Origin of the sequence: Cognatiyoonia sp. IB215182 (assembly GCF_033963905.1) — a bacterium.
In the GTDB taxonomy this organism is placed as follows: domain Bacteria; phylum Pseudomonadota; class Alphaproteobacteria; order Rhodobacterales; family Rhodobacteraceae; genus Yoonia.
In genome coordinates, this window is record NZ_JAXBMB010000002.1 from 387,205 (window position 1) to 406,044 (window position 18,840).

Sequence of the window (18,840 nt, forward strand, 5' to 3'; positions counted from 1 at the left end):
GAAGTGGGATTGTCGGGTCAGGCAATCCCCCTACCTGCTGCTCTATGGATAGAAACGATCTGTCAGGAAGGGCCGGCGCGACCGCATCGTCGGCGCGCGCCATCTCGGTCCCCGCCAGCCGTGCGGCCAGGCTGACGCAGTTGGGCTCAATGACCGCAAGCGTTGCGGGGTCAATGGCGCTGAACGGTGTGGCGCAGCTAGGTAAGGGTCAGCGGCCCGCGCTGCGTGACCTTTTGCTGACCCCGCGCAATCTGCACAAGATCACCGATCAACTGGCCAAGATGCGCGGCGCGGCCATGAAGGTCGGGCAACTGATCTCGATGGACACAGGCGAGATGCTCCCGCCCGAACTGGCCGAGATCATGGCGCGCCTGCGGGCAGACGCGCATTTCATGCCACCTGCGCAGTTGAAACAGGTCTTGAATGCCGCATGGCCCAAGGGTTGGCTTGGCCAGTTTGCGAAATTCGATGTGCGCCCCATCGCAGCGGCCTCGATCGGGCAGGTGCATCGCGCCCGGCTGAAAGATGGGCGCGACGTCGCCATCAAGGTACAATATCCCGGCATCGCGCAGAGCATCGACAGCGATGTGGCCAATGTGGGTACATTGATCCGCATGTCGGGCCTGTTGCCCAAAGGATTTGACCTTGCGCCCTACATGGCTGAGGCGCGCCAACAACTGCATGAAGAGACTGATTATGAGTTGGAGGGGTCGCATCTGACCCGCTTCGACGCGCTTTTGCGCGATGACCCGCGGTTTCGCCTGCCCGCACTGATCGCAGAATGGACGACGCCGCAGGTCATGGTGATGGGTTTCATCAACAGTGTGCCAATCGAGGATGCGGTGGATCTGCCCCAAGGCCACCGCGACCGCATCGCCCGTGATCTGATTGATCTGATGCTGCAGGAGTTGTTTATCTTTGGCTGGATGCAGACCGACCCGAACTTCGCCAATTACCGCTACGATCCCGCGACGGACAAGATCGTGCTGCTGGATTTCGGGGCAACCCGGCAGATTTCTCCAGCAATTGCAAAGCAATACCGTCGGCTGATCGCAGCCGGGATTGCGGACGACGCTGATGCGCTACTCGCCACCGCGATGGAGATCGGGTTTTTCACCGCTGAGACTGACCCCACCCACAGCGCCCAGATTGTACATATGATGCGGCATGTTTTTCGCGCGTTGCTGGAAAACCCGCTCTACGATTTTGCCGACACAACGCTGTCGCAGCAAATGCAGGCGGAAGGCATGGCGCTCGCCGATGCCGGGTTCATCCCGCCACCCTTGCCCATCGATATCCTGTTTCTGCAGCGCAAGTTCGGGGGCATGTTCCTCCTGGCCAACCGGTTGCGGGCAAAGGTGCCGGTGGCCGAGATGCTACGCAATCTACCTTAGCGGCCCTTCCAGACCGGATCGCGCTTTTCGGCAAAGGCGCGCGCGCCTTCTTGCTGATCCTCTGAGCGGTAGAGAGTCTCAACCGTTTCAAACTGGCTTTTTGTGATGCGGTTGAGCGCATCCTGAAACTTCATATCCTCCGCCTCGCGCACGATTTCCTTGATGGCCGCGTTCACAAGCGGCGGGCCAGAGGCGATGAGCGCGGCCATTTCATGCGCCGTGCTCATCAGGTCGGCGGCGGGCACAACACGGTTGATAAGCCCCCAGCGCGCCGCCTCGTCCGCATCGACCCAGCGCCCGGTCAAGAGCATCTCCATCGCGATGTGGTACGGGATGCGTTTGGGCAATTTGATCGAGGCGGCATCAGCGACTGTGCCAGAGCGGATTTCGGGCAAAGCGAATGTCGCGTGCTCGGCGGCAAGGATAATGTCCGCTGACAATGCCAGTTCCAGCCCGCCGCCACAGCAGATGCCGTTCACCGCGGCGATGACCGGCTTGTTCATGTGTGGCAATTCCTGCAGACCGCCAAAGCCGCCCCGGCCGTAGTCCCCATCGACCGCATCGCCGTCAGCGGCGGCTTTCAGGTCCCAACCGGGGCAAAAGAACTTCTCACCCGCGCCGGTTAGGACCGCCACCCGCAGGTCCGGATTGTCCCGGAAATCAGCGAAGACATCGCCCATGATCCGGCTGGTGGCAAGGTCGATGGCATTCGCCTTGGGCCGGTCCAGCATGACCTCCAACACCTGTCCCAGAACCCGTGTCTTGATTGGGCCGTCAGTCATCACAAACTCCTTTCACAATCAGTGCATCCGCCGCAATCGCGCCGTCCTCTCGACAGATCAGCGGGTTTACCTCAACCTCTTGAGGGCGATGGGCGGTGACATAGGCTTGCACGGCCATCACCGCGTCAATGATCGCCGCGATATCCGCGCCCGGTTTCCCGCGATAGCCCTGCAGGACCGGGAATACCCGCAACTTACCCAGAGCGGATCGTACCATCGGCAGGTCGACCGGCAACAAAAGCGAGACGCGATCGTCCATCAACTCGGTCATAACGCCCCCGGCTGCGAGCGTCAGCACGTAGCCATGCGCCGGGTCGGAAACGACCCCGATCAAGAGTTCCGCCACCGCGCCTGCCACCATTTCCTCGACGAGAAAGCTCGTTACGGGCATGGCGGAGGCAGCTGCCATCACCGCCTCTGGCGTTGCGAGGTCAAGCGCCAACGCGGCGGCTTCGGTTTTATGCGCGAAGCCTTCGCCCTTTAGCACGACAGGATAGCCGACCCGCGCCGCAGCGTCGGTCACTGCGTCCATACTCTCTGCCTTACAAGATCGGGGCACGGTCAGTCCGTAAGTGGCAAGCGCATCCTTCGCCTCAGCCTCGCCCAAGGTCAGGACCTCGGCGGGTGTCTTCGCGGGGAGCAACAGGTCGCCGATTGGTGGCACGGCTTGCCCAATGGCGGCAGCCAAGCTGATGGCTTCAATCGCTTCGGATATCCCGCAAAACGGCAAGATACGACGTGCCACGAGGTCTTGCGCCACATCTTCGGGCATGTTCTCGACGAGGGAACTGAGCAGGGCGATGGGCTTACCCGAGGTTTCCTGCGCCTCTGCCACGGCTGCAATCACGGGCTTCCAGGCTGCTATGGAACAGCGATCCCCGCGTGGGAAATCCAGAACGACAAGACCCAGCGCCATGCGCGCGTCCATCATGGCGCCAAAAGTGGCGGCCATCGCAGACACGTCGCCCCAAATGTAGGTGTAGTAATCCAACGGATTGGCGAGGGCGACCATCGGACCGAGTACGGCCCGCAATGCGGTTGTTTGCGCATCAGACAGCGGAGGATAGGTGACGGGGCTGTCATGGGCGGCGTCAGCCATCAGGCTCGCCTCGCCACCCGAACAGGACATAGAGGCAACATTTGTTGATGGTAGCGGCCCCACGACATGCAACAGTTTCAGCGTCTCAAGAAACCCTGACAGCGTCTCGACCTGCCCAACGCCCAGCCGGGCAAAGAGCGCCTGCGCACCCGCATCACTGCCTGCCAGCGCCGCCGTGTGCGAGACTGTCGCGGCACGGGCTTGCGCAGATCGCCCGACCTTGAGCGCGACAATTGGCTTGCCCATTTCGTGCGCCTGTCTTGCGAGGCTCTCAAACGCGCGCAGATCGCCGATCCCTTCGATATGCAGACCCAGTGCAGTGACGCGCGGGTCGTCCAGAAGGGCCAGACCGACCTCGGCAAATGTCGTCTGCGCCTGATTGCCAACTGTGATGACATAGGAAATCGGCAGCCCACGCCGCTGCATCGTCAGGTTGATCGCGATGTTCGAGGATTGCGTGATGAGAGCGACGCCACTCTCCACCATCACTCCGCCATGCTGGTCCGGCCACATGGCAACCCCATCAAGGTAGTTGAGGAAACCATAGCAATTGGGGCCGACGATCGGCATATCCCCAGCGGCCTCCAGCAAAGCTGCCTGCAGGTCAGCTGCCGCCGCATCCTCTTGCAACGCTTCCTGAAAACCCGACGCAAAGCAGACCGCACCGCCCGCGCCCATCGCGCGCAGGTCGCGGACAACGTCAATAGTCGCATGCCGGTTCACGCCGACATAGACCGCATCCGGCGCGCGCGGCAGATCGGTCAGCTTACGATAGGGTTTCAGACCGGCAATCTCGTCTTTGGTTGGATGCAGGACCCACAGATCGCCCTGAAAACCGATCTTCTGGCATTGGCGCAACACCTCCGCGCCCCAGGTCCCGCCCCCGACCACAAGGATCGAACGCGGGCGCAGCAGCCAGTCAAACCGCCCCATTCAGGCCCCCAAGGGGCGCAGCAATTCGCGGCTGATGATGTGACGCTGGATTTCGGATGTGCCGTCCCAAATGCGTTCCACCCGCGCATCGCGCCAGAACCGCTCAATCGGGAAATCAGCCATTAGCCCCATGCCGCCATAGATCTGCAAGGTGGCATCCGTGACACGCGCCAGCATCTCGGTCGCGTACAGCTTGGCCGAGGCGATTTCGCGGTTTGCAGGAAGCCCCTGATCCAGCCGGTAAGCCGCGGCGAGCGTCAGGAAATCAGCTGCGTCAATCTCGGTGATCATGTCGGCGATCTGAAAACCGACACCCTGGAATTTGCCGATGGGCTGGCCGAATTGCTCGCGCTCGGCGGCATAGCTCAACGCATAGTCAAAGCATCGCCGGGCACGACCCACCGACATCGCGGCGACCGTGATCCGCGTCGCATACAACCATTCGTTCATCACCGCGAAGCCGCCGTCGACCTCACCCAAAACCTGCGCATCTGGCAGACGGCAATCATCGAAAGTCAGAATGCAGTTCTTGTAGCCCTTGTGACTGACAGATGCGTAGCCATCGCGCACTTCAAAACCCGGCGTGCCACGATCTACAAGGAACGTGGTGATCCGCTTCTTGGGACCGCGGGGCGTGTCATCTACACCGGTCGCCACAAAGACGATGAAGAAATCCGCATGTTCTGCCCCGGAAATAAAATGCTTGGAGCCGTTGATCACCCAATCGCCGCCATCCCGCACCGCGCTGCATTTCATGCCGCGCACATCCGAGCCCGCATCAGGCTCGGTCATTGCCAGCGCATCCATCCGCTCCCCCCGGACAGCGGGTACCAAGTACCGCTCTTTCTGCTCACCCTCGCAAGCCATCAGGATGTTCTGCGGGCGGCCGAAGAAATGCGTCAGCGCCATAGAGCCGCGGCCCAATTCACGCTCGACCAGCGCGAAATCCAGATGGCTCAGGCCCGCCCCACCGACGCTCTCGGGAAAGTTGCAGGCGTAGAAGCCTAGTTCGATTGTCTTGCGTTTGATCTCGTCGGCAATTTCGTGCGGGACTTCTCCCGTCCGTTCGACAAGGTCTTCATGCGGGTAAACCTCGTTTTCAACAAATGACCTGACTGTTGTCACGATCATCTCTTGCTCATCGGTCAGGGCGAACTGCATGGGCGCTCATCTTCAGGTCTGCCCGCCGACCCTAAAGCTGATTTTGCAGATTGCAATCCGCGTCAGGCGACCTGCCGACCTGCCGCCCAGACCTGACGAACCGCCGGTACATCATGCAGCATAGAAAAGCGCAGAAGATCCGCGCGTTTGCCGAGTGCGATCACGCCGCGATCTTCAAGATGGACGTAGCGGGCGGCGTTCGCGGTCACCGTAGCCATGCCTTTGGGCCAATTTCCCCACAGCTGCGCAAGATGCGCCGCACCCATCAAAAGCGCCGCCGGCACGTAATCCGATGACAGAATGTCCAGACGATCAATCTGCGCCAAATCCTTGGCCGCGACATTGCCGGAATGGGAGCCGCCGCGCACGAGATTGGGCGCCCCCATGATCGTGGCTATTCCTGCTGCGTGACAGGCCTCTGCCGCTTCGACCGTCGTCGGAAACTCCGCGATTGTCACGCCATGTGCCGCGCTGGTCGCTACATGTTCGGCGGTCGTGTCATCATGGCTCGCCAAAGTCGCGCCGTAGCGCTTGGCCGCTGCTACGGCGCCTGCTTCGTGGGCGGCACCGAGGCGTTCCTGCAACCCGTAAAGGAAGGCGATGTATTCGGCAAAACCGGCCCGGTCGAGATTGTGCTTGCCGCACACATAATCCTCAAACTTCTGGATATCGCGAAACTGGCGCTGGCCGGGTGTGTGATCCATGAGAGAGACGATGCCAACACGGTCTTTGTCACCAAATTCGCCCATTTCGTCCAAAAGCGTCTCGGAACAAATCTCTGCCCGCAGATGGATGTGATGCGAGATTTTCAGCGCGCCCGCATCACGCATCTGCAAAATCTCATCGGCCATCTGGCGGGCATATTTGCCATAGCGCTTGTTGCCATCCGAAATGATAGAGCCAACGCGGATCGCATCGAAAACTGTGGTGATCCCGGTGGCGGCCAGTTCCCGGTCATGGGCCATGATCGCCGCGCGATGGGGCCAGTCGACCTTGGGGCGCGGGGTGATATGACGTTCCAGATTATCGGTGTGCAATTCGATCAGGCCCGGGCAGACATAGTCACCTTTGCAATCCATGGCCGTCTTGGGCACGGAGGTGCCTTGAAAAATCTCGGCAATCTGGCCGTCGCGCAGGACCAGACCGCCCTGAACGACCTCGTCAGGCAGAATAATTTGCGCGTTGGCGATAATGATGTCTTGTGTCATGGATTTGTCATGCAGCCTTGGCAAAAGTCTTTGAATGTTCAAACGTTACGCGATTTTCTACACACCAACTGTCGGCCCTTTCGCCGACTTCTGTGCAAGTTGGCTGGGCTGGGATAGCCGCACTGGCGAGGCTGTGGCGCATCCCACAATCAGCGGTTTCGATGTGGGCACACTGACCGATGTTCCGCGCAAATACGGGTTTCACGGCACGCTGAAAGCACCCTTTCGCCTGGCCAATGGCCAGCGGGTCGAAGATTTGCAGACCGCGCTCGCGGCCTTCGCGGATGCGAACGCGCCTGTCACCGTGCCCGGTATGACCTTGCAGCACCATCATGGCTTTCTGGCTCTGCGTCCTGCGGGTGAGGCGGTCGCGCTGAACGCGCTGGTCGCGCGCATCGTCAGCGATCTGGACCATTTTCGCGCACCAGCCGGGGCGGATGAGCTGGCCCGTCGCCGCAAGGCCGGGCTGACCGAACGGCAGGAACATAACCTGATGACCTGGGGCTATCCTTACGTGATGGCCGACTTTCACTTTCATCTGACATTGTCGGGCCGGTTGGATGACGGCACCGGGGCCGCAGTGTTGGCTCAGTTGGAACCGATGCTGGCGCCTCTGGTCCCGACGCCTTTCGTGATGGATCACATCACCCTTTTGGGACAGGCGGAAGACGACATGTTTCATGAAATCCAACGCTACGCCCTGGCCGGTTGAACTGCGCGCAGGGCCGCGGTGACCGTGTCGTCCAGCGCGCCGCTATTGTCGATCTGATGCACTGGCAGATCGTCGGGCAGCGTGTAGGCGGCCTGCGCCAGACGCCGCGCGATCTCGGCCTCATCCTCGCGCCCTCTGGCGCGCAATCGCGCAGCAAGCACGTCAGGTGACGCTGAAAGAAGGATGATGGTGAAATGCGGGAACCGGGCAGCGGCCTCCTGCAGCACTTTGCGTGAGAGGTTGGCCAGCACATCGCGGCTGGCGTCAAGATCCCGCAAAACGGCCCTTGGGATGCCGTAGCGCAGACCATGGGCGGGCCAGGACAGGACAAAGGCTTCTTCGCGCAGCATCTGGTCAAAGACCGCATCTGTCACGCCGTCGAAATCCTCACCCCCCGCATCCGAAGGGCGGGTGATCACGCGGCGCGCCAGCACCATGTTCGGCATTGTGTCGACCATGGCGCGCATCACGCTGTCCTTGCCCACGCCGGAGGGGCCGACAACAGCGATCAAGCGTCCGGTCATGCGGCCTCTCTCGGCGCAAAACCGGCCACGTCAATCTCCCGATCGCAGACCTGCGCGCGCGCGGCATCATCGTGGAAGATACCAACGATCGCGGCACCCTGCGCCTTGGCCGCGTGGATCATGTCGAGCACGATGGCCCGGTTTGTCGCATCAAGGCTCGCTGTCGGCTCGTCGAGCAAGAGCGCAGGATAGTCATAGGCAAAGCCGCGCGCGATATTGACGCGCTGCTGTTCACCGCCGGAGAAAGTTGTCGGGCTGAGTGACCACAGCCGTTCAGGGATGTTGAGCCGCGCTAGCAACTCCCGCGCCCGGTCAAATGCTACGTCCTGCGCAACGCCGGTCACCAGTAACGGCTCAGCCACAACCTCAAGCGTCGGCACGCGAGGGACCACGCGCAAGAACTGGCTGACATAGCCCAAGACATGGCGGCGCAAATCCAGAATCTCGCGCGGTGCGGCGCTGGCGACGTCCACATCACCGATCAGGATACGACCCGAAGCGGCAAGGTAGTTGCCATAAAGCATCCGCATCAGCGTGGATTTCCCCGCACCCGACGCGCCGACCAGGGCCACGCATTCACCAGGTGCCACCTGCAGCGACGCCCCTTCCATCACCGGAATGACCGCCGCGGCCTGATTGTGCAGCGTGAAGGTTTTTGAGACATTTTCGACGGTAATCATGTCGTTACACCTGCAGAACGGAAGAGACCAAAAGTTGCGTATAGGCATGCTGCGGATCATCAAGCACCTGATCGGTCAGACCCGTTTCCACCACATACCCGTCTTTCATCACCATCAGCCGGTCGGCCAACAGCCGGACCACGGCCAGATCGTGGGTCACGATAATGGCGCTCAGGTTCATCTCGCGCACCAACCCGCGTAGAAGGTCAAGCAGCCGCGCCTGCACGCTGACATCGAGGCCCCCGGTGGGTTCGTCCATAAACACAAGTCGCGGACCGGTCACGAGGTTCCGGGCAATCTGCAAACGCTGCTGCATGCCACCGGAAAACGCGGTCGGGCGATCATCCACGCGGTCCGCACTAATCTCAACCCGGCCCAGCCAATCAACGGCGGCCTCGCGGATATCACCGTAATGGCGCGCACCCACGGCCATCAGCCGCTCACCTACATTGCCACCGGCGCTGACATTCATCCGCAGCCCGTCGCGCGCATGCTGATGGACAAAGGCCCAATCGGTGCGTGAGAGCATGCGCCGCTCAGGCTCGCTCATCGTAACTGTGTCACGTAGCCCGTCGACGCGGGTGTCAAAACAGACAGCGCCACGATCCGGCGTCACATGCCCCGCAAGGCAGTTGAGTAAGGTCGACTTGCCTGACCCGCTCTCGCCAACGATGCCCATGACCTCGCCACCGTAAAGATCAAAGCTGACATCTGCGCAGCCGATGCGCTGCCCATAGAACTTGGCGACGTCCCTGACTTGCAAAAGCGGTGTCATGCGCTGTCTCCAATCCCGTTTGAAAAGTCCGTGGGGGTCAGCACCATCTCCTCGATTCCCAGCACGAAATCACCATGCTCTGCGGACGTGGCCACCTTGATGTCCTTCCATTCCTGATCGGCCATGAAGGCGGCCCAGGCGTCTTTCATTTGTGTTTCGCTGTCCCAAGCCAGCAGATAGACGAACTTGAGCGCCTCATCTGTCTCGCTGGTCCACATCGCCTGAATGCGAAAGCCGTAAGTGCCCATGATCCGCGCTGCGTGATCGCGGAACCGGTCGAGAAATGGGCCGCGGTTATGTGGCGGGACGGTGTAGATGCGAAGCTGATTGATCATGCGGCGCTCTCTTCCTCGACGACGCCGCGCGCGCCCAGGAACCCGGCAGCGCGGCGTTTGGCGCAGTAATCTGTGTCGGAACACATGAACATCCGCCCACCTGCATCGTCGATGATCAGCTCGTCCAGATAGCTGTCGGTCGCCCCACACAGATCGCAGGCCGCATCGGCCTTCGTTGCCTCAAATGGGTAATCATCAAAATCGAGGCTGACGACCTGTGTATAGGGCGGGATCGCATAGATACGCTGCTCGCGCCCTGCGCCGAAAAGCTGGATCGCGGCCATTTCCAGTTTCGGATTGTCGAATTTCGGGATTGGGGACGGGTCCATGACATAGCGCCCCTCGACCTTGACCGGATAGGCGTAAGAGGTCGCGATGGCCCCGTGCTGGCTGATATCTTCGTAAAGCTTCACATGCATCAGTCCGTATTCCTCAAGGCTGTGCATCTTGCGGGTCTCGACCTCAGACGGCTCAAGAAACCGCAAAGGCTCAGGGATCGGCACCTGATAGACAAGGATCTGATCCTCGCGCAGCGCCTCTTCGGGGATGCGGTGACGGGTCTGGATGACGCTGGCCTCCGCCGTCGCCTCGGTCACGGCCACATTGGCGGTCTTTTCAAAGAAACGCCGGATCGAAACGGCGTTGGTCGTGTCATCCGCGCCTTGATCAATCACCTTGAATGTGTCGTCCGGCGTGAGCACGGCGGCGGAGACCTGCACTCCGCCGGTCCCCCAACCATAGGGCATCGGCATCTCTCGGCTCGCAAAGGGTACTTGATAGCCGGGGATGGCGAGGCCTTTCAGGATCGCGCGGCGGATCATCCGCTTGGTCTGTTCATCGAGATACGCGAAATTATAGTCTGTCATAGCATTGCCGCTTTCTTGGCGCAGGTTGGGCGCAGAAGAGGGGGAAGACCGTGTTTGAACCATGTTTGGGAACCGTTAGCATTCTCTACGCCATCGCCTTTGGCGCGGGCGATGCCTGTATCGAAATCGGCACCATGTCGATCCTGACCGCATTCGGGGCGTTCATGGTGCTCGTAGTGATCGCGCAGTATGTCGCGCGCAGGCTTTGGCGCAGTATCACCGGTGGTAGAAACGACCGCCCATCGCGCCGGGTTGGCACGATCTATGATGACGTGGGCGAGATCAATGAGCCGGTCGAAAACAGCCCAAGAAGCACCGTTACGCAACAAAGCGCCAATGACAGCGACAAGTTCAAAGACAGCGCGGTGTGGTCGGCGAAGCGGTAGGACAGCACTCATTCCGCCGCCTCCTGCACACCTTTCGCCTCGCGCCGGAGTTTACGGATCAGTTCTAGCTCGGCCTGGAAATCCACGTAATGCGGCAGTTTGATATGTTCGAGGAACCCGGTCGCCTGGATATTGTCCGCGTGATAGAGGACAAATTCTTCGTCCTGTGCAGGCGCGCCGACATTGTCTTCGCCCAGTTCCTTCCACCGCAAGGCGCGGTCGACCAAAGCCATGGAAATCGCCTTGCGCTCGGTCATGCCGAAGACCAGTCCGTAACCGCGCGTGAATTGCGGGGGTTCGGTTTTTGAGCCTTTGAACTGGTTGACCGTCTCACATTCGGTGAGCGTGATTTCCCCGATCTCGATAGCAAAGCCGAGTTCAGGGATGTCCATTTCGACCGCAACCGTTCCGATGCGCAGCTCCGCCACAAAGGCGTGGTTGCGGGCGTAACCGCGCTGCGTGGAATAGGCCATGCCGAGGATGAACCCCTCATCTCCCCGCGTGAGCGATTGCAGCCGCAGCGAGCGATCGGCGGGCAGTTCCAGCGGCGTGCGGGTTAGATCGGGTGGGGTTTCGTCGCCAACCGGCTCTGATTGGACCAGATCCTCGCGATCCAGAAAGTCCATGATATGCGGCGTATCCTGATCGCGTGCGTCAGCTTGCGGCACGTCGTCGATATCGCCATCCGCCGCGAGTTTGAAGTCCAGCAGGCGGTGCGTGTAGTCAAAGGTCGGCCCCAGAACCTGCCCTCCCGGTGCATCCTTGAACGTGGCCGATATACGGCGGTCGCAGGCCATCTTGTCGGTTTCAACCGGCAGCGAGCCACCAAATCGCGGCAGCGTCGTCCGGTAGGCGCGGATCAGAAAGATCGCCTCGATCAGATCGCCCCGCGCCTGTTTGATAGCCAGAGCGGCCAGATCAGGATCATAAAGCGACCCTTCGGCCATCACCCGGTTGACGGCCAGCGCCAGTTGTTCGCGGATCTGATCCAGCGACAGCTCCGCAATATCCAGATCGCCGCGCCGCTCTTCGGCAAGCCAGGCATGCGCATTGTCAATCGCGGTCTCGCCGCCTTTTACCGCCACATACATCAGGACACCTTTGTCGTGCGGGGCAAGGCCGCGAGGCGGTCCCCGCATGTGAAAATGAAATCAAGACCCACGGGGAAGAGCGTCGCGTTGCGCTGAAAGGCCTGCTGTTCCGGCAGTGACAATTGGGCCTGGTCTTTTATGCCCGGCCCCTCCAGCGTCGCGCCTATTGTGGTCAATGCGTCGGTCTCGACAATGCACGTGACAGAGCGGTCAGGATATTCCGGCGTGCCGATGGCAAACGCGTCGAGGGGCAGCTCATCCCACGCACCCAGCGCAAACATCGCATCCTTTGCGGAGGCAATCGGCGCGCCGGTATGGAACGTGATCCAACCGCGCGCCTCCGGCGTATCCCGGCTGGGCGCGAGATAAAGCGGCGTGTCGGGGTCGCACAGCGTCAAGATCACAACACCTGCGGCGGTCGAGAGCGGCGCAGGTGGCGTTGCCCCGGCGACCGTTGAGATCATGCCGGGCCGGGCCATCGCGTTCATGATCTGCCGGAACGCCGCCGCGGCGGCAATTGGGGCGTTCTGAAATCCGCCTTCGAGCGTTGCTGCCTGCATCAATCCTCTCCCCGTGCCACGGTAAAGAAATCCACTTTTGTCGCTGCCGCCTTGGCCGCGCGCCGTGCCTTTGTGGCGGTCAAGGCCTGCTCCAGCGGGGTCAGCACCGCCCGCCGGATGTCATCCGCGCGGTCTGTCAGCATCAGCGCATCGATCAGCGCCGCTCGCACCGCGTGGTCCTTGTTGCGTCCTTGCACATAGGCATGACCGACCGTGCCGCAGGCGAGTTTCAAAGAACAGCGGGTAACGGTCATCTCACCCAGGTTAAACGCAGCGCCGACCGCGCCAGCGCGCCCACGGACCATGACGCCGCCAATCTCGGGCGGGCGCAAGAAGGTGTAGTCCGGTGCCTCGACACCGCCCCAAAGCCGCGCGAGATCAGCCGCCGGTGCTTTGGCCAAAAGGCTCATCCAGGCTTTGCGGTCGGCATGCGGGTCGGCCATCACATTCATCTAGACACCTTGCAGATTTGTCGAAATAAATATACAACTAGACAACTATTAGCCGAAGCCCTGTCGGCTCACAAGTCCGGCACATGTGAAACTTTCGTGACAAAAATGCCCCGCACTGCGATCTGGACCTCAATTTCCAACACCCTGACGCGCGATATCGCGGAAGGGCGCTATGGCCCTGGAGACAAACTGCCGACTGAGGCGGCGCTCTCCGCGCGGTTTGGGGTGAACCGGCACACGGTGCGGCGGGCGCTCGCAGCGATGGCGCAGGATGGTTTGGTGCATGCGCGGCGGGGTGCGGGGGTTTTCGTCGCGCAGAAACCCACCGAGTACCCGATCGGGCGGCGCGTGCGGTTCCACCAAAACCTTGCCGCAGCCGGGCGCAGCCCCGCGAAAGAGGTGCTGATGTGCGAAACGCGCGCAGCGGATGCCCGCGAGGCAGCGGCGCTGGGCCTTGCTCCCGCGGCACAAGTCCATGTCTACGAAGGGCTTTCTCTGGCCGATAACACGCCGATTGCCGTCTTCCGCAGTGTCTTTCCCGCCGACCGCTTTCCCGGTCTTCTGACCGATCTTGAGGAAACACGATCCGTCACAACGGCGCTGAAACGGCATGGCATTGATGACTATACCCGCGCATCGACCCGGCTGACGGCCAAACAGGCAACCGCCACGCAGGCCTTGCATCTGCGGATCGCTGAGGGCGCGCCCATTCTGCGCAGTATCAGCATCAATGTGGACGAAACGGGCACACCAGTCGAATACGGCCATACCTGGTTTGCCGGGGATCGCGTGACGCTCACCTTGCAAGATGAGTGAATCAAAAGGATTTTTGTCACATCCGCGATACATGGCACTGCAATACACGGCCAACGTGTTATAAGGCCAGATCGATGATTGTCCCCCCATTGGCAGAACTCACACTAACCGGCGCGCGCTGTCTTGTGGATGGCGCGATGCAGGAAGGCATGCTGACCGTCCGCGAGGGATTTATTGATTTTAACTCCGGCGCGCAGCAACTCTCTCTCCCAGGTTACGACATCCTGCCCGGGATCATCGATCTGCATGGGGATGCGTTTGAACATCATATCGCGCCGCGCCCGACCGCCCCTTTTCCGATAGAGCTTGGCCTTGCCGGGACGGACCGCGATGCAGCCGCACATGGCGTAACAACCGCCTGGATGGCGCAAAGCTGGTCATGGGAGGGGGCCGCGCGCGGTCCCGATTTTGCCGAAGCGTTCCTCGCGGCTCACCAAACTCTTAAGCCCCGTTTGCTGACAGACCTGCGGGTGCAGATCCGCTGTGAGACGCATACCGTCGAGACGGAGGAACGGTTGATCAACGCCGTACGCGATTTCGATATCGACTATGTGATCTTCAACAACCACCTCGACGAAGCCATTGAGATCGCGCAAAAGCACCCCGAGAGGATCGGCGCATGGGCCTCGCGCGCCGGGCGCACGTCAGAAGAGCATATGGAGGTCGTGCGCAGAACCAAGGAAAGCGGGCCGCGCGTGCCGCGCTATCTCTGCAATCTGGCGGTGGCTTTCGACAATCTGGGCGTCCGCTATGGCAGCCATGACGATGGCGACGCCAATACGCGCGATTATTACTCGAATATCGGCGCGAAGATTTGTGAGTTTCCCACCCATCGCAGCGCGGCGGCGATTGCGCGGACCTTGGGCGATCCGGTCGTCATGGGCGCGCCGAATGTTGTGCGCGGCCGTTCGCAGGCGGGGAATATCTCGGCTACCATGCTGATCCGCGAAGGTCTATGCGACGCGCTGGTCTCGGACTATCACTACCCCACCCTCGCGCAAGCGGCGCAAGCCTTGGCAGATCAGGGGCTGTTGGGCTTCGCCGACGCCTGGGCGCTGATCTCGACCCGACCTGCGCAGATCATGGGGCTGACTGATCGCGGCACACTGGCCCAAGGCAAGCGGGCTGATCTGGTCATCCGCCACCGCGAAACCCGTCAGATTGAGGCTACGATGGCGGGCGGGCGCTGGTCCTATCTCAGCAACGGTGTCGCGCATCGGCTGTCGCAGGCACCGCGCGCCATGCGCCACGCGGCGGAATAGTCAGGCATATTTCTCCAAAAACGCCTCAGCCGAAAGCGCACGAAAATCGTCAAGCGCTGCACGTAGCCGGTCGTGCGGCCAATCCCACCAGGCGAGCACCATCATCCGTTCGGCAATCTCCGGCGCGAAACGTGTGCGCAAGGGGGCCGCAGGAATACCGGCGACGATCATGTAGGGCGGTACATCCTTGGTGACGATCGCCCCACCTGCGATGACGGCTCCATGGCCAACTGAGACTTCAGGCCTGATCTGCGCGCCATGCCCGATCCAGGTGTCGTGGCCGATGAAGGCGCGGCGCGACCGGCGGTGGGCGAACCAGGCCTCATCATGGGTTGCATCGTCGAAGTAATCGGCCGAGCGGTAGTGAAAATGATGCAGGCTCGCCTTGTCCATGGGGTGGTCGGTTGCGCCGATGCGGACATAGCTCGCGATGTTCGAAAATTTTCCGATCTCAGCATTGGCGATATCCGCGTAGCGGTCGCAATAGGAGTAGTCACCAAGGCGCGAATGCGCGATCCGGCTGCCGCGGCCAACTTCGGTGAACCGGCCAAAATCCGTTTCGGTAATCTCACAATCCGGATGCAGGAACGGCGCATCCTCCGTCAGTCGCGTCACTTAATGCCCGCCTTCATCGCCTTTGATCAGCTTGTTGCGCAACCAGCCAGAGAATGTATCCATCAGCATGACCATGATCACGATCAGGACGATGTAATAGGTCACCTCTTCCCAGTCTTTCTGGGTCACGATGGCCTGCGTGATCAAAAGCCCGATGCCGCCGCCTGTGATCGCCCCGATGATCGTGGCGGATCGTGTGTTGGATTCGAGGAAGTAGAGCACCTGGCTCAGCAGAATGGGCGTCACCTGCGGGATCACGCCAAAGCGGTAGCGTTGCAACGGCTTGGCCCCGGTCGAGGTCACACCTTCGATCTGCTTGCGATCGACGTTCTCGAATGCTTCAGAGAAGATTTTCCCGAATGACCCCGTGTCCGTCACCAGAATGGCGAGCGCCCCGGTCATTGGCCCCGGCCCAAAGGCGCGCGACAAAATGATCGTCCAGATCAACCCATCCACGCCGCGCAAGAAGTCAAACACGCGGCGCACGATGTAGCGGATCGGGCCAAGAGGCGTGAAGTTCTTCGCGGCCAAAAACCCAAGCGGCAGCGCGATGATCGCCGCGCCAAAGGTGCCCAGAAACGCCATCAGGATCGTCTCACCAATCGCCCAAACCACATCGGAATGGCGCCACATATTGTTGCCCCAGAAATCCGACCAGATGGCTCCGGCCTCGCCATCAAAAGCACGGCCCAGCAAGGCACCCGGCCCCATGCCGTGATAAGGGCTGTCGAGCGTGAAAAAGAACAGCTCCCACCCGCCGAAATAGCGGAACACCTCGCTCCGGTTACGGGTGATCGTCAGCCGCCCCGCCTCGGTCGTCACTGCAAGCCGGTTCTTGGACGCATTGATCCATTCCGGCACATCACCTTCGGGCAAGGTAGCGTTTACCCCGTCTGATCCGGGCCGCGCGGTGATCAGACCATAGCCCGGCACATCATACCGGATTTCTTCGGGGCCAAAGGTCACCACATGGCCGTCTTCCAGCTCAATAATCGTGGTTTCGCCCAACGTGACCCATGACGGTGCCTCGCCTTCGAGGTAACGGCCCTTCCGCTCCCCTTCAATCGCGACGCGCACCGATCCGTCGCGATTGTCCCGCGCGACATGTGTTTTGTAGCTGTAGCTGTCCGCGATCAGGATGCGGGCATCTTCGCCGTCCACGCTGCGGATCACTTCCGGCACGTTGAAGGCGAAAAAGACGTAAATCAGATAGGCGACAATCGCCGACAACAGGCCAAAGCCCATCAGTCGCTTGTTACGCAGATGTGTCACGGTTTCGGACATGACCGTATCGATTTTGGTCTGGGCCATGGTCATGCGCTTGGTTTCCCGTGTGTCAGCCGGTCGCGGACACGCGAGGACAGCTGATCGACAATCACAATGGTGACGAAGAGCAGGATGAAGATCGACGCGGCCTCATCAAACTTGCCCATCCCAAAGGTGATCGTGTTGCGCAGGTCGTAGCCAATGCCGCCCGCGCCCACAAAGCCAAGGATCGCAGACGCCCGAATATTGATCTCAAACCGCAAGAGCGCGTAGCTCAGGTAATTGGGTGCCACCTGCGGGATCACGCCCAGCAGCATCCGCTGGCTCCAGTTCGCACCGACTGACTCAAGCCCCTCAATCGGCCCAAGGCTCGCATTCTCGTTGATCTCGGAAAAGAGCTTGCCCAAGGCACCCGCCGTATGCAGCGCAATGGCGATCATCGCGGGGATCGGGCCACCGCCGAGGATAAAGATGAGCACTAGGGCGATCACAATCTCCGGGAAGGCCCGCAGAAAGTCCATGGTCCGGCGCACAACCGGCACAAACCGCGGATACTTGGCCAAGCCGCGCGTCGCAAAGAGCGATAGGAAAATCGCGGCCAGACCCCCGATAAGGGTCGAAACGGCGGCGATGTTGATAGTTTCAATCAATGACGGCGTGTATTGTGCCAGAAAGCCCGGCAATTGCGCGCGGTTTTGCCAAGCCTCAGCGACAACATCGCCCGGAAACTCCAGCACTTTCGGCAGGCCGGGCAGAAAATCCCCGGCGTTCCGCTCTTGCGCGATCAGGAAGCCGCCCACCATCAGAACGATAAAGACCGCCAAGATGATGCCCGACATCAGCCGTTTCTGGCGCGTCATCGCCATATAGGCGGCTTGAATATCCGGGCCGCCTTGTTGGCCTGCTTCGGCAAGTGCCATGAAAGATCTCGTGCTGAATGGAAAAACGCACTGACCCCGCCGGGATCAGTGCCAGATGAAGAAGATCGTCAGATCAGTTGATGACGGATTTCCGTGCAGCGATGATCGATTCGTAGACTTCATGCTCAACAGGCTGGAAGCCGAGGCTTTCACCGGCGGACACGCCGTAAGCGCATTCCTGATCTGTCTCCAGCAGGTTGTCGACGAGTTCTGTCATGGTCACTTTGACCTCATCAGGCAGTGCCTGACGCAGCACGATTGGACCCTCTGGGATCACGTTGGAACGCCAGATTTCAACCAGATCGTTCATGTCCACAAGGCCGGCATCCACCGCGCGGCGCAGCGCGCCAGAGTTGAAGCCGTCTTCCCAGTTACCCTGACCGTCGGCCCAGGTCACGCCGCCATCCACGTCGCCTGCATTCACCGCAACGATGGTCTGCTCATGACCGCCGGTGAATTTCACTTCACCGAAGTAATCGCCGGAGTCCATTGTCGCACCCGTGATCTGCGGGATTTCGATGGAGGGGATCAGGAAGCCGGAAGTGGAGTTCGGGTCACCGAAACCAAAGACCTTGCCCTGCATGTCTTCCAGAGATGTGATGCCGCTGTCCGCGCGCGCAAACCCGATGGAGTGATAACCGATAGAACCGTCGAGGTTTGTTTTGACCAGTACAGGCTCAACCGCGTCAGGGTCTTGGATGTAGATCGCTGCATAGGACGAGGCACCCAGCCAGGCCATATCGATTGTGCCGCCCAAAAGGCCCTGGATCACGCCGTTATAATCAGCAGGTGTAAAGATGTTCACGTCAACACCGCCCAGCGCCTCGGACGCGTAATCGGCCAGACACTGGTTCGCCGTCATCCGGTCCTGCGCGTTCTCACCGCCCAGAACACCGATATTGAATTCGGTGATACCTTGCGCAGACGCAGCCCCTGTCAACGCGGTTGTTGCCAGTGCGGCAGCAATCAGTTTTTTCATTGTCTTCTCTCTCGTTAAGCACCC

Annotated in this window: 21 protein-coding genes; 5 read left to right on the top strand and 16 right to left on the bottom strand. The window is 60.7% G+C overall.

Features of this window, described 5'->3' with window-relative positions; all coding sequences use genetic code 11:
• The first annotated feature begins 44 nt into the window (after positions 1–44).
• Positions 45–1,394, top strand: a complete 1,350-nt coding sequence (locus SLH47_RS05620) for an AarF/ABC1/UbiB kinase family protein (RefSeq protein ID WP_320238405.1) — start codon at positions 45–47, stop codon at positions 1,392–1,394.
• On the opposite strand, the gene SLH47_RS05625 is transcribed toward SLH47_RS05620, so the two are convergent.
• The 4 genes from SLH47_RS05625 to SLH47_RS05640 all read right to left on the bottom strand — a co-directional run bounded on the left by SLH47_RS05625 (position 1,391) and on the right by SLH47_RS05640 (position 6,577).
• A complete protein-coding gene (locus SLH47_RS05625; RefSeq protein WP_320238406.1) occupies positions 1,391–2,176 on the bottom strand; it encodes a carnitinyl-CoA dehydratase in 786 nt (261 codons plus the stop codon). The two genes, SLH47_RS05620 and SLH47_RS05625, sit on opposite strands and share 4 nt — an antisense overlap.
• Positions 2,169–4,208: an acetate--CoA ligase family protein gene (locus SLH47_RS05630; protein ID WP_320238407.1), complete on the bottom strand. Its 2,040-nt coding sequence runs from the start codon at positions 4,206–4,208 to the stop codon at positions 2,169–2,171. The genes SLH47_RS05625 and SLH47_RS05630 overlap by 8 nt, the downstream gene beginning before the upstream one ends.
• A complete protein-coding gene (locus SLH47_RS05635) occupies positions 4,209–5,369 on the bottom strand; it encodes an acyl-CoA dehydrogenase family protein (protein WP_320238408.1) in 1,161 nt (386 codons plus the stop codon).
• A gap of 62 nt (positions 5,370–5,431) precedes the next feature.
• Positions 5,432–6,577, bottom strand: a complete 1,146-nt coding sequence (locus tag SLH47_RS05640) for an alpha-D-ribose 1-methylphosphonate 5-triphosphate diphosphatase (protein WP_320238409.1) — start codon at positions 6,575–6,577, stop codon at positions 5,432–5,434.
• Positions 6,578–6,611: 34 nt separating this feature from the next.
• Between SLH47_RS05640 and SLH47_RS05645 the strand changes: the two genes are divergently transcribed.
• On the top strand, positions 6,612–7,289 hold the full coding sequence (locus SLH47_RS05645) for a DUF1045 domain-containing protein (RefSeq protein WP_320238410.1): 678 nt from the start codon (positions 6,612–6,614) through the stop codon (positions 7,287–7,289).
• On the opposite strand, the gene phnN is transcribed toward SLH47_RS05645, so the two are convergent.
• From phnN to SLH47_RS05670, 5 genes are read right to left on the bottom strand one after another with little or no spacing between them, the layout of a single operon-like run.
• Positions 7,271–7,813, bottom strand: a complete 543-nt coding sequence (phnN, locus tag SLH47_RS05650) for a phosphonate metabolism protein/1,5-bisphosphokinase (PRPP-forming) PhnN (protein ID WP_320238412.1) — start codon at positions 7,811–7,813, stop codon at positions 7,271–7,273. The two genes, SLH47_RS05645 and phnN, sit on opposite strands and share 19 nt — an antisense overlap.
• Positions 7,810–8,493: a phosphonate C-P lyase system protein PhnL gene (gene phnL / locus SLH47_RS05655; protein WP_320238414.1), complete on the bottom strand. Its 684-nt coding sequence runs from the start codon at positions 8,491–8,493 to the stop codon at positions 7,810–7,812. Before phnL ends, phnN begins: the two co-directional genes overlap by 4 nt.
• A 4-nt stretch (positions 8,494–8,497) precedes the next feature.
• On the bottom strand, positions 8,498–9,268 hold the full coding sequence (gene phnK / locus SLH47_RS05660; RefSeq protein WP_320238416.1) for a phosphonate C-P lyase system protein PhnK: 771 nt from the start codon (positions 9,266–9,268) through the stop codon (positions 8,498–8,500).
• Complete coding sequence (locus SLH47_RS05665; protein WP_320238418.1) at positions 9,265–9,603, bottom strand: NIPSNAP family protein; 339 nt, start codon at positions 9,601–9,603, stop codon at positions 9,265–9,267. Before SLH47_RS05665 ends, phnK begins: the two co-directional genes overlap by 4 nt.
• Positions 9,600–10,469, bottom strand: coding sequence for an alpha-D-ribose 1-methylphosphonate 5-phosphate C-P-lyase PhnJ (locus tag SLH47_RS05670; protein ID WP_320238420.1), 870 nt, complete (start codon positions 10,467–10,469; stop codon positions 9,600–9,602). The genes SLH47_RS05665 and SLH47_RS05670 overlap by 4 nt, the downstream gene beginning before the upstream one ends.
• A gap of 50 nt (positions 10,470–10,519) precedes the next feature.
• Between SLH47_RS05670 and SLH47_RS05675 the strand changes: the two genes are divergently transcribed.
• Positions 10,520–10,855 carry a hypothetical protein gene (locus SLH47_RS05675; RefSeq protein ID WP_320238422.1) on the top strand — a complete coding sequence of 112 codons (336 nt, stop codon included), beginning with the start codon at positions 10,520–10,522 and terminating at the stop codon, positions 10,853–10,855.
• An 8-nt stretch (positions 10,856–10,863) separates the two neighbouring features.
• Here the strand turns inward: SLH47_RS05675 and SLH47_RS05680 are convergent, their stop codons facing one another.
• From SLH47_RS05680 to phnG, 3 genes are read right to left on the bottom strand one after another with little or no spacing between them, the layout of a single operon-like run.
• Positions 10,864–11,946 (bottom strand): carbon-phosphorus lyase complex subunit PhnI, encoded by a 1,083-nt coding sequence (locus tag SLH47_RS05680; protein ID WP_320238560.1) that lies wholly within the window; start codon positions 11,944–11,946, stop codon positions 10,864–10,866.
• A complete protein-coding gene (phnH, locus tag SLH47_RS05685; protein ID WP_320238424.1) occupies positions 11,946–12,506 on the bottom strand; it encodes a phosphonate C-P lyase system protein PhnH in 561 nt (186 codons plus the stop codon). Before phnH ends, SLH47_RS05680 begins: the two co-directional genes overlap by 1 nt.
• Positions 12,506–12,958 (bottom strand): phosphonate C-P lyase system protein PhnG, encoded by a 453-nt coding sequence (gene phnG / locus SLH47_RS05690; protein ID WP_320238425.1) that lies wholly within the window; start codon positions 12,956–12,958, stop codon positions 12,506–12,508. Before phnG ends, phnH begins: the two co-directional genes overlap by 1 nt.
• Positions 12,959–13,063: 105 nt before the next feature.
• On the opposite strand from phnG, the gene phnF reads away from it, so the two are divergent.
• A complete protein-coding gene (gene phnF / locus SLH47_RS05695) occupies positions 13,064–13,774 on the top strand; it encodes a phosphonate metabolism transcriptional regulator PhnF (protein WP_320238427.1) in 711 nt (236 codons plus the stop codon).
• Between the two features lie 74 nt (positions 13,775–13,848).
• Positions 13,849–15,036: an alpha-D-ribose 1-methylphosphonate 5-triphosphate diphosphatase gene (locus SLH47_RS05700; RefSeq protein ID WP_320238428.1), complete on the top strand. Its 1,188-nt coding sequence runs from the start codon at positions 13,849–13,851 to the stop codon at positions 15,034–15,036.
• Here SLH47_RS05700 and SLH47_RS05705 read toward each other — a convergent pair whose 3' ends face one another.
• From SLH47_RS05705 to phnD, 4 genes are all read right to left on the bottom strand, one after another.
• On the bottom strand, positions 15,037–15,651 hold the full coding sequence (locus tag SLH47_RS05705; RefSeq protein WP_320238429.1) for a chloramphenicol acetyltransferase: 615 nt from the start codon (positions 15,649–15,651) through the stop codon (positions 15,037–15,039).
• Positions 15,652–16,962, bottom strand: a complete 1,311-nt coding sequence (phnE, locus tag SLH47_RS05710) for a phosphonate ABC transporter, permease protein PhnE (protein WP_413785623.1) — start codon at positions 16,960–16,962, stop codon at positions 15,652–15,654. It abuts the gene before it with no gap.
• 2 nt (positions 16,963–16,964) lie between these two features.
• Positions 16,965–17,837 carry a phosphonate ABC transporter, permease protein PhnE gene (phnE, locus tag SLH47_RS05715; protein WP_320238430.1) on the bottom strand — a complete coding sequence of 291 codons (873 nt, stop codon included), beginning with the start codon at positions 17,835–17,837 and terminating at the stop codon, positions 16,965–16,967.
• A gap of 73 nt (positions 17,838–17,910) precedes the next feature.
• Positions 17,911–18,816 carry a phosphonate ABC transporter substrate-binding protein gene (phnD, locus tag SLH47_RS05720; RefSeq protein WP_320238432.1) on the bottom strand — a complete coding sequence of 302 codons (906 nt, stop codon included), beginning with the start codon at positions 18,814–18,816 and terminating at the stop codon, positions 17,911–17,913.
• Positions 18,817–18,840 lie beyond the last annotated feature (24 nt).

Bases quoted from the DNA above. Each gene is read 5' to 3' on its own strand.
- SLH47_RS05640 (WP_320238409.1), bottom strand. From the start codon at position 6,577: ATGACACAAGACATCATTATCGCCAACGCGCAAATTATTCTGCCTGAC.
- phnF (WP_320238427.1), top strand. From the start codon at position 13,064: ATGCCCCGCACTGCGATCTGGACCTCAATTTCCAACACCCTGACGCGC.
- SLH47_RS05635 (WP_320238408.1), bottom strand. From the start codon at position 5,369: ATGCAGTTCGCCCTGACCGATGAGCAAGAGATGATCGTGACAACAGTC.
- SLH47_RS05680 (WP_320238560.1), bottom strand. From the start codon at position 11,946: ATGTATGTGGCGGTAAAAGGCGGCGAGACCGCGATTGACAATGCGCAT.
- phnL (WP_320238414.1), bottom strand. From the start codon at position 8,493: ATGATTACCGTCGAAAATGTCTCAAAAACCTTCACGCTGCACAATCAG.
- phnG (WP_320238425.1), bottom strand. From the start codon at position 12,958: ATGAATGTGATGGCCGACCCGCATGCCGACCGCAAAGCCTGGATGAGC.
- SLH47_RS05630 (WP_320238407.1), bottom strand. From the start codon at position 4,208: ATGGGGCGGTTTGACTGGCTGCTGCGCCCGCGTTCGATCCTTGTGGTC.
- phnH (WP_320238424.1), bottom strand. From the start codon at position 12,506: ATGCAGGCAGCAACGCTCGAAGGCGGATTTCAGAACGCCCCAATTGCC.
- SLH47_RS05665 (WP_320238418.1), bottom strand. From the start codon at position 9,603: ATGATCAATCAGCTTCGCATCTACACCGTCCCGCCACATAACCGCGGC.
- SLH47_RS05625 (WP_320238406.1), bottom strand. From the start codon at position 2,176: ATGACTGACGGCCCAATCAAGACACGGGTTCTGGGACAGGTGTTGGAG.
- phnD (WP_320238432.1), bottom strand. From the start codon at position 18,816: ATGAAAAAACTGATTGCTGCCGCACTGGCAACAACCGCGTTGACAGGG.
- SLH47_RS05645 (WP_320238410.1), top strand. From the start codon at position 6,612: ATGTTCAAACGTTACGCGATTTTCTACACACCAACTGTCGGCCCTTTC.
- SLH47_RS05700 (WP_320238428.1), top strand. From the start codon at position 13,849: ATGATTGTCCCCCCATTGGCAGAACTCACACTAACCGGCGCGCGCTGT.
- phnN (WP_320238412.1), bottom strand. From the start codon at position 7,813: ATGACCGGACGCTTGATCGCTGTTGTCGGCCCCTCCGGCGTGGGCAAG.
- phnE (WP_320238430.1), bottom strand. From the start codon at position 17,837: ATGGCACTTGCCGAAGCAGGCCAACAAGGCGGCCCGGATATTCAAGCC.
- phnE (WP_413785623.1), bottom strand. From the start codon at position 16,962: ATGGCCCAGACCAAAATCGATACGGTCATGTCCGAAACCGTGACACAT.
- phnK (WP_320238416.1), bottom strand. From the start codon at position 9,268: ATGACACCGCTTTTGCAAGTCAGGGACGTCGCCAAGTTCTATGGGCAG.
- SLH47_RS05620 (WP_320238405.1), top strand. From the start codon at position 45: ATGGATAGAAACGATCTGTCAGGAAGGGCCGGCGCGACCGCATCGTCG.
- SLH47_RS05670 (WP_320238420.1), bottom strand. From the start codon at position 10,469: ATGACAGACTATAATTTCGCGTATCTCGATGAACAGACCAAGCGGATG.